General features: G+C 40.0%; 2 protein-coding genes. Both read left to right on the top strand.

The window, feature by feature from the left end; genetic code table 11:
• Positions 1 to 86: 86 nt before the first annotated feature.
• A complete protein-coding gene (locus ACT3QP_RS14540) occupies positions 87 to 1349 on the top strand; it encodes a hypothetical protein (protein ID WP_444525993.1) in 1263 nt (420 codons plus the stop codon).
• A 69-nt stretch (positions 1350 to 1418) separates the two neighbouring features.
• The coding region (gene dnaX / locus ACT3QP_RS14535; RefSeq protein ID WP_444525992.1) for a DNA polymerase III subunit gamma/tau at positions 1419 to 2841 on the top strand (1423 nt) is incomplete at its 3' end.

Below are 2841 nucleotides of genomic sequence, written 5' to 3'. Positions count from 1 at the left end.
TAATATTCAACTGAAGATAAAAAGTTTTATTCCTTTCAAGATAATAGGCGTAAGACTTTTTATGAGATTTCATTTATAGGGATATTATGGATACTCAGCAAGCATCATTCTCGCTTTGGCAAAAGATGATTCAGCAATGTTTTCTATCTTTATACGAATTACCTGAAGACAAAATCACTGGCCCTCAGAACTTTCAGGGTTATGATTTTGTTTTTGATTTTTCGGGCGCGACTATTTATTTGCTTGTCAATACGGTTGTGAGACAAGCGAATAAGCAGGAAGTAGATAGTGCTAAAGTTCGTGAGTGGAGAAAGGAAGTTGTTAATCAATTAATCAAACGTCACGCTCAGACTTATCAAAAAAATGATCAGTTGGTTGCAGCTAGGAGCACATCGATAGCTGATAAAAAAACCTATTTTATTGGCTTAACTTCATTGTCTATCAATCATCAGGACGAGCAATTAGGTTCTTCCTCTTATACGGTTGGCTACGAATATGGCAGTCGGTTTTTTGCTGAAGACTGTGTTTTGGATCTAGACAATGAACAAAGTGTTTTACAAGTCTTTAGCTATCAAAACTTCGCTGACATACTCAGTCAATTAGTTACACCAAGTGATTTGACGACATTTTTAGATTTTCATCATGATAAGTTAGCCAGTTTTTCATCTTTTAAAAATGAATCGACATTATTAAAACAGTTTTTGCAATCACCTGACTTTCATCAAAGAGCGATTGGTGTTCAAGAGCGGTTGATTGATAATGAGTTAATTGACCAAATAGAATTACGTTTACGTAAAGTATCAGAGCCGAATCAGACTGTATTTGCCAATGCTTTAATGGCTGAGATTCAAAAACAAACTCGGATGTGGTATAAACTTTTTAATAGTGTGATTGAGCGTTATCACGAAGCAGGTAAGCCATTGCCAAAAGCACAAATAGATGTGTTGGCAGATGAGTCAATGTATACCTATGCGTGTCTAGTAGAAAAGATTTTAGCTTATAGAACCATGGATCAAGAGTCTCGTTGGAATGGTTATGTTCGTCATGAGCACTCTTATCATGTCTTTGGTCGTCATTATCTTGTGGTGTTTTATGCGCAAGATGATAGTAGCTCGTTGAGTGCAGGGAATGTGCGTTCGTCTCATCAGGACTTATTGTCAGATCTCAATGCCCAACTACAAGATCCAGTAATGAGTGATCTGTTTTTGCTTGGTGTAGAGTTTCGACCTTGTGAAGACAGCGTAAACACTGAGGTATATCTGGATATTTTTCATCAAACGGGTTCATTGATTGATAAAAACACTCAACGTTTATATGAACGTCTGGCAAAACTTCAAGCTCAGTTATAATCTAAAGCTAATATAGCTCGCTGGTTTGACACTTTATCTATATTTGTATTATTTATATTGGCATTTATTATGACGCAGCAATATCAGGTTTTAGCTCGCAAATATCGTCCTAAGAACTTTCATGAGTTGATTGGGCAAACGCATGTCTCGCAAGCGTTGATTAATGCGATTGATTATAACCGTTTACATCATGCTTATTTGTTTACAGGTACGCGCGGCGTTGGTAAGACGACGATTGCACGTATATTATCTAAATGTTTGAACTGCGATACGGGCATCACTAGCACACCTTGTGGTGTTTGCGATAACTGTGTGGCCATCGATCAAGGACGATTTATCGATCTTATTGAGATTGATGCGGCTTCTCGTACTAAGGTTGAAGATACTCGTGAGCTGTTGGATAATGTTCCTTATGCGCCCAGTCAAGGGCGTTATAAGGTTTATCTTATCGATGAAGTGCATATGCTGTCTACGCACAGTTTTAATGCGCTCCTCAAAACGTTAGAAGAACCTCCTGAGCATGTGAAGTTTTTACTTGCCACCACTGATCCACAAAAACTGCCAATTACCATTATCTCGCGTTGTTTACAGTTTGTACTACGTCCGCTACCACAAACGTTGCTCAGTGAGCATTTGGCCAATATTCTTACTCAAGAGAAAGTAGCATACACACAGCCAGCCCTTTGGCAGTTAGCCAGTGCCGCGAAAGGCTCGGTGCGTGATGCGTTGTCGTTGACCGATCAGGCCATTGCTTTTGGTCAAGGTGGACTAGATGATGTCACTGTCAATGCTATGCTTGGTTTGATTGATGCGGCTGACTTGATTCGTTTAATTACAGATATCTATAACTATGATAAGCCGGCTGTGGCAGATCATATCGAGCAAATGCGTGCGCAAATGGTTGATGCGACCAGTATGTTTGACGGACTCACTGAACTGCTTCATCAGTTGGCGTTGACTCAATTATTACCTGAAGTTGCTTTGAATGTAAATGAAGCTCAGGCCCAAAATATTAATATACTTGCACAGCATATCAGCCCAGATGTGTTACAACTGTATTATGAAATCGTGGTGCAAGCGCGTGAAGGGGTTAAGCTTGCCAGTACACCTATGCAAGCACTTGAGATGTGTATCCTACGTCTACTGGCTTTTCGTCCATTGCCAATTGATGAAGTATTGAGTAACACTTATGATAGTGATGTAGCTTCTACAGAAGCATCAGCTATAGAAACAGTTGCTTCTACACCATCTGTCGATGCTGTTATGCATCAAGCTTCAGAACCGCCATTACAGCCTTATGATATTGACTATCAAGCGCCCAGTACTGATATGCCACAAGCTGAGTCTTATCAATCGAGTCTTTACGAAGATAATCAAGTCAGCGTCAATAATAGTCTTAACAACCCAGAACAGGGCTTGACTCTAATGGCTGACAGCGTGCAGCCTGAACCAGTTGTTGAGCCTGAACCAGTTGTTGAGCCTGAACCAGTTG

Source organism: Psychrobacter sp. AOP7-B1-24 (genome assembly GCF_052376215.1).
In the GTDB taxonomy this organism is placed as follows: Bacteria; Pseudomonadota; Gammaproteobacteria; order Pseudomonadales; family Moraxellaceae; genus Psychrobacter.
The sequence above is the reverse complement of the archived record's forward strand: the minus strand, read 5'-3'. Positions and strand labels throughout refer to the sequence as shown.

Bases quoted from the DNA above. Each gene is read 5' to 3' on its own strand.
- ACT3QP_RS14540 (WP_444525993.1), top strand. From the start codon at position 87: ATGGATACTCAGCAAGCATCATTCTCGCTTTGGCAAAAGATGATTCAG.